The sequence below is a fragment of the Sphingobacterium sp. UBA3519 genome (assembly GCF_002377215.1).
Classification (GTDB): Bacteria; Bacteroidota; Bacteroidia; order Sphingobacteriales; family Sphingobacteriaceae; genus Sphingobacterium; species Sphingobacterium multivorum.
On the sequence record NZ_DFPI01000015.1, the window covers coordinates 1 to 6641 of the forward strand.

Genomic DNA, 6641 nt, shown 5'->3' on the forward strand with positions numbered 1-6641 from the left:
AATTTATTTAGGACACATATGACATGGAAAAGTATTATATTGTAGTATGGATTTCATTCCAATAACCATGTATTTATTTAATTAATTGAGAAAATGGGTAAATTTGAAGTAAAAACTCGGAAAAATGGCGAATTTCAGTTTAATCTAAAAGCTGGAAACGGACAGGTGATTTTAAGCAGTGAAGGTTATACAACTAAAGCAAACTGTTTAAATGGCGTTGAATCTGTTAAGAAGAATGCTCAGGACGATAACAAATTTGATCGTAAAACTGCTACCAATGGTAAGTACTATTTCAATCTCAAGGCGACCAATGGTCAAATTATTGGAAGCAGCGAGATGTATGAAAGCGCAAGTGGTATGGAAAACGGCATTGAATCTGTCAAGAAGAATGCGCCTGACGCGACGGTTGAGGAGATAGCCTAAGTCTATATTGAAATGCCGATCGGCTGCACATAAGCAGTCTGTAAATAGAAGCGCATAGGAGTTTATAACAAAGAGCCGGTTTTTTTACCGGCTCTTTTGCGATTATCTTTCCGCTGGTGGGCGTGGAATGGAAAACCAGAAACTGCTGCCCAAGCCTACCGTACTGTCAACTCCTATTAGACCCGCGTGTTTTTTGATAATTTCAGCGGAGATATAGAGTCCGAGCCCGAGCCCCGAGTACGATTTGCCTTCATGGTTTGCTCTATAATATCGATCAAAAATAAAAGGCTGTACTGCCGGATCAATACCTTCACCTTGATCCTTGACGGTTATCTTGATACAATCTTGCAGCTGTTCCACAGTGATATTGATTTCTCTCGATTCTGGTGCATATTTAACGGCATTGTTGACAAAATTAACAAGCACTTGTTCAAGGCGTTGCTCGTCAGCAAATATAGTTGCATCGAGATCGCCCGTAATATTAACTTGATGATTGCCTTGGGATATGATATTGTGACAACTGGAGGCAAGAATCTTTGACGCTTTGAAGGTTGTTTTTTCGAGATGAAGCTGTCCTTCACTGATTCTATGCATATTGAGCAGGTCATCAACAAGTGTAACGATTTTTTTGATATTGACAGCAGACTGATCAATAAGCCTTGAAATGATCTCACTTCCAGTTTTGTCCTTAAATCGTTCCAGCAATTGAATCGTTCCCTTTAAGCCCGTGACGGGTGTCTTTAGTTCATGGCTGGCAATGCCCAGGAAGTCATCTTTTTGTGATTCGTAATTCTTTCGTTTTGTAATATCTGCCACTACGCCGATGAGGTGAGTTGCATGACCTTCTGGATCGTATTTGGGAAGACCTGATGCATTGATCCAGTGTAACGATCCATCAGGCCAACGGATGAGATATTCAGCGTGATAAGTGGTCTTGTTCTGGATAGCGTCCTGCACCTTTTGATACACCATTTCGCGGTGTTCAGGGACGATGCTTCGCATGAGGTCTTCATAGTCAAAGCGGTCGTTTTTGGTAAGACCAAAATTGATTTTACAGGTTTCGGAGCAGTCCATTTTTCCTGTTCTGATATCGCGATTGTAGGAGCCGAGTTCACCAGCTTTTAGTGCAATTTCCAACTGATAGTTGAGAGCTTCAAGATGTTCGTTTCTTTTGATGCGCTCGGTAACTTCATTGGCTATGACAATAATAGACTCCGTTTCACCTTCATCATTCTTTAACGGCTCATAAGTAAAATCAAAATAATGATCGCCCAATACCCCCATAGACTCAAGTCTTGCGTAGGCAGTATCTCCAATGTAGTTTTGGCCGGTGGTAAAGACATCGTCCAATATCCCTAAATAGGGCTGTCCCTGAAGTTCTGGAAGCGCTTGTGCAAGTGGTTTGCCGAGGACAATTTCGGTTTTGCGCCAGAGCTTGAGCATCCTATCGTTGGCAACTTCAATAACTAACTCACGGCCTGTTAAAATCGCAAAGCCTATTGGGGCCTTATCTATAAAGGATCTGAATCGACGTTCACTTTTTTTGAGATTTTTATTGAGTAGCACTGTCAAATCATAGGATTTGTTGAGCTGACTATTCGTGCGATAAAGTTCGTCATTGGCAAGCTCCATTTCGTCATTAAGTTCGAGCAGTCGTTGTTGCATGGTTGCCATGGTAATATTGACGCCCTCAAGCTCATCAATTTTATCGATGGAAGAACTTCGAAGCTCGATTTGATCCATCGCTGTGCGTGCAAGACCTGCTAATATCTGTCGATCAGCTGCGCTGAAAGCCCGCGGATGCTTGTCCATAACGCACAGTGAACCGATCATAAAACCATCATGTGTAATAAGGGGTGCACCTGCGTAAAACCGTAGCCCAAAGTCTCCAATTACAGTTGGATTGGTCAGTAGGATATCTTCTTCCAATGTATCTTCAAAGACTGTTACTTTCTTGTCCAAAATAGCCAGACTACACAAACTTTGCCCTCGATTCGTTTCCTTTGTGGTGCCCATGCCGATATTTGCTTTGAAATAGACCGATTCTGCATCCACCAATGAGAGCAATGCAATAGGGGCATTAAAGAACTGGCTGGCTAATTTTGCAATTCCATCAAAGCTGGCTTCAGCGGGGGTTCCCATTATTTTATAGCGTCTGAGGGCATTCAGTCGGTCATGTTCATTTTCAGGCATTATATCCATTCCAAACGTATTCTCTATCATAGTGACCCTGTAATTCTTTTTATAAAGATATAGTTTTAATTACAAAAGGGAGATTCAATTTTTCTCTCTTCATCGGCAATTCAATGATTCCATAAAACCACCAAAAAATTTCTAAACCTATAGTTGAATTAACAGCATGTGGGTACTTTGAACTCGGTTTGTGGTTTATGGCTGGGGCAGGATGGCAATCCGACCGTAAAAACGGATCCCTTATTAGGTGTGCTTTGGATGTTCACTACACCTTTGTTCCGCTCAATAAGATCCTTACATAAAACAAGGCCTACGCCCGATCCGGGTTCGTCTTCCGTTCCGAAAGACTTTTGCTGGATCTCATTAAAAAGTACGGCGGACTTCGAAGGGTTAATTCCTATTCCTTCATCTTGAATATGAATATGTGTATAGGTTTCATCCATGCTGGTGTAGATGTTGATATTCCCGCTCACATAGCTGAATTTAATCGCATTGCTGATCAAGTTGCGTAAAATAATGATGGTATGATCCCGATTGGCAATTATCTGTGTGTTGTTTGGTATATCAATATTGATTTTTAGCTGTTTAGATTGTGCATTCTCATTAAAAACTTCAACAATTTGTTGTATTATAGGTTTAATCAACTGGGGTGATGCTTTGGTATTGATCCCCTGCATACTGCTGCTGCCCCATTGCAATAAATCATCCAACGCCTGATTCTGCTGCGTAATTTGTTGAAAGATCTGCTGGATGTATTCCTGGGAGTTTGTACTGTCGAGCATTTGATTACGAAACATAAAGACCAGTGCTTCCAGATTGGCAAAAGGACTTTTGATATCGTGCGCGATAATAGAAAAGATTTTTTCTTTGTCCCGATTCATGGATTCTAAGTTGCGGCGTTGCTGCTCAATTTTTTTTATATTCTTATAGATGATGTCAAGAAAGAAGTTGACTGCGACGACCATAAAAGCTAGTGCATTGATAATATTGAAAACAGACCTAGATCGAGGCACTTGCTGGCTTAACGGGAGTATATCGGGAAGTAGATATAAGAGTGAAATCAAAAAAGCTACCGTAATACAAAGGGCTATATGGATCTTTCGATTATCATACATCAACATGGAGACAATCAATGTGCACAATAAAAAGTATTCGCCACCATTTTTATAAAGTAGCGCTCCAGCGAAGAAAAACACAGCATTACTTGTCAACAGTGTTGCCTTAGCGATAGTACGCTTCTCATAATATTGAAGTAGAAGGACCGTAAGCGCACATAGTGAATTGCAGAAGTTAATCGCTGCTAAAATATAACGGTGGTCGATAAGATTGAAGATTGAAAAGAAAATTGTCGGAAATAAACATAACAATGCAATCAGATTGATCATGTATACGCGTTTGAAATCGATGTATGACATGTCCGGATGTGCACCAATATGGGAAAGTAGTTTCCAATATTTACGAAAATGATTCATAAAGACTTGTCTGATTTGCTTGCAATTTCTAAACATTCAAAATTAGCTATAAATCAGGAGTTCAACAATGATTTTTCTTGAATAGCAGGATAAGATTGGCAAAATCTGTCCTGAAAGGAAGATAAAAGGCTACGTCACGTTATTAATTTGGAAAAAACAAACGAATTTCGGTCCCTTGGTTTTCCTGACTGAAAATGGTCATCTGCGCTTTGAGCCTTTCAAGAATTTCCTGAACGATAAACAATCCGATGCCTTTTCCCTGGTACTCCGTTGAATTTGAGCCACGCAGTCTTTCCATACGGATATTTTTGAGTTCATGCTGCGGAATCCCGATACCATTATCTTTAATAATATATAACACACCGTTCGTTACTTTTTCACTATAAATATGCAGCGCTGCTTTCGTATTGGCCGAAGAGTATTTAATGGCATTGTTGATCAAGTTTGTAAAGATTTGGTAAACTCCATTTTGATCACTGTTTACTGGAAAAAGGTCTCCAAAGATAAGTTCAGTATGCGGGCTACGGAATAATAATTTAGCTTCCCGGCACCAATTGGGCAATGTAAGATCTAAACGGACAGGTTGTTTCCGTAGCCTATACATTGGGGCAAGGCTCAGCTCTACCGTTTTGTCGATAATGTCAGCGATGTTTTCAAGTGATTGATCGATGACCTCATACAGTTCGAGCCGCCTATTGGTTTGCATATCCAAATGTTCTTTAAGTACACCTATACCCAATTTAGCGAGTGCCAAGGGATTTTTCGCATCATGTGATAGTGTATAGGATATCATGCGCAGGTTGGTTGCGGGATTGATAGTTATATTTTCTCGATCTAAAGGTTTCTCATCGTGTATCTTATGCGTGACATCGGTAGCTGTGTGGAGGATGGAATTTGTTCGTCCGCGCTTATCAAAGAGTGGCTTATACTCAAAATCAAAATAGCGTTTGATTTTGAAATCACCGTCAACAATCGTTGCGGGAGTTTCAACTGCCTTGTAGGTAACACCGCTTTCCCAGACGTTACGGAGTATATCGGCAAATCCTTCCTGGGTAAAAACCGGAAAAACCTCTCCAAAGGAATGTCCAACGATTTCATTCTCTGTACGCCACATTTTTAACATACGAGAATTGGCAAATGCGATATTGAGGTTCGAATTATCATAAATGGCCGTGGCAATCGGCATTTGATTTAATGCTTCAAAAAAAATCGGTAAATCCTTTTGAGGTTTTTGCATATTGGGTGTTTAATAATCATCTGCTTGCCACAGTGCGAGCGTAAAATTAATCAAAAATCAAGCCAATAGCCATAGTTTTTTATGTTTTTTAATAAAAATGCGATCAGCGGGTATGCTTGGGAATAGTGCAATAAAAACCCACTAAATTATTCCTATATTTAAGAAACTTCACAGGAGATGTAAGTTTAAAATAGACAGGGATTTGTAATCATACCAATTATGGATAAGTATTTGGAAATTAGGAAATATGATGTTCAGGATAGCAATAAACTGATTGATATTCTTCATATGAATATACCGAAGTACTTTGCACAGAGCGAGGTTGCCGATTTCAGGGAATATCTGGATCAGGAAATGGAGACGTATTTTGTTGCACTGGTTAACGGACAAATTATTGGTGGCGGCGGTGTAGGTTTTTCCGATGATCAGCGCACAGGATATTTGAGTTGGAGTTTTTTAAATCCAAAATATCATGGATTTGGTTTTGGAAAAACCTTATTGCATCATCGCATTGACTTTCTTTACGCCCATCATCAGGTTGAAAAGATCGAAGTCGGCACCTCTCAATTTACGTTTGGATTTTATAAGAAAAATGGTTTTGTACTACGGGAAATCCATAAAGATTATTGGGCTGAAGGCTTTGATTTATATGATATGGTCCATACAAGGGAATAGACACAAACCATGAATGCTAGTCAGGCAACATGTTGAAAATAGGGTGCGACTTAGTGATTTAATGACGCCAAGTTTTCCTTAATTTGATTCAGGTGGTGTAGGGGATGATAGCTCATCAGGTAAAACATTTCACGTATACTGAGTTTTCCGAGCAAAGGATGGGGTAAGACTAGGCTATCGAGCTCCTCTTCATTGTACAGTGCAAATAACTGATTAATTTTAGTTATTACTTCTTCTAATTGCGTTATAAGGCCCATTTTCTGTGCAGGCAGGATATCTTCAGGCAAAAATTGACTTGGTGCCTGTAGGCTTGTTTTGAGATAATTGTTAAGTACCGTATCGTAATCCCAAGTTGTACGTTGTAGGGTGCCGAATTTTTGGACGATGAACTCTTTTGATTGCAGTATCTTTGGAAAGGGTAGAAGCGTTAAGAGGATATGTTTTAGCTGCTGACCAGCTGTCCATTTTTCATGATTACGGTATAAAAAAAGGGGATCAGGTAATGCCTGGATATAGGCAATAACCGTATGGTGGTTGTCAGAAAAAGTTTTGATCAGTTCTTGTCGATTCATCCTATTTTTTTTGGTAAGTGTTTACTTCGGTCGTTTATTCTCGCTTATTGATGCGTCAAAGTCAGTATG

General features: G+C 39.8%; 6 protein-coding genes. 2 read left to right on the forward strand and 4 right to left on the reverse strand.

The window, feature by feature from the left end; translation table 11 throughout:
- The first annotated feature begins 93 nt into the window (after positions 1-93).
- The gene (locus B3297_RS07045; RefSeq protein WP_070569093.1) at positions 94-423 is read left to right on the forward strand and encodes a YegP family protein; all 330 of its coding nucleotides are present in this window, start codon (positions 94-96) and stop codon (positions 421-423) included.
- Positions 424-525: 102 nt separating this feature from the next.
- Here the strand turns inward: B3297_RS07045 and B3297_RS07050 are convergent, their stop codons facing one another.
- The 3 genes from B3297_RS07050 to B3297_RS07060 form a co-directional block, all read right to left on the reverse strand.
- The gene (locus B3297_RS07050; RefSeq protein WP_286778666.1) at positions 526-2646 is read right to left on the reverse strand and encodes an ATP-binding protein; all 2121 of its coding nucleotides are present in this window, start codon (positions 2644-2646) and stop codon (positions 526-528) included.
- Between the two features lie 128 nt (positions 2647-2774).
- Positions 2775-4088, reverse strand: a complete 1314-nt coding sequence (locus B3297_RS07055; RefSeq protein ID WP_286778667.1) for a sensor histidine kinase — start codon at positions 4086-4088, stop codon at positions 2775-2777.
- Between the two features lie 142 nt (positions 4089-4230).
- Complete coding sequence (locus B3297_RS07060) at positions 4231-5325, reverse strand: PAS domain-containing sensor histidine kinase (protein ID WP_070569084.1); 1095 nt, start codon at positions 5323-5325, stop codon at positions 4231-4233.
- Between the two features lie 219 nt (positions 5326-5544).
- Between B3297_RS07060 and B3297_RS07065 the strand changes: the two genes are divergently transcribed.
- The gene (locus B3297_RS07065) at positions 5545-6000 is read left to right on the forward strand and encodes a GNAT family N-acetyltransferase (RefSeq protein WP_070569080.1); all 456 of its coding nucleotides are present in this window, start codon (positions 5545-5547) and stop codon (positions 5998-6000) included.
- Positions 6001-6050: 50 nt separating this feature from the next.
- On the opposite strand, the gene B3297_RS07070 is transcribed toward B3297_RS07065, so the two are convergent.
- Positions 6051-6572: a DinB family protein gene (locus B3297_RS07070; protein WP_070569077.1), complete on the reverse strand. Its 522-nt coding sequence runs from the start codon at positions 6570-6572 to the stop codon at positions 6051-6053.
- Positions 6573-6641 lie beyond the last annotated feature (69 nt).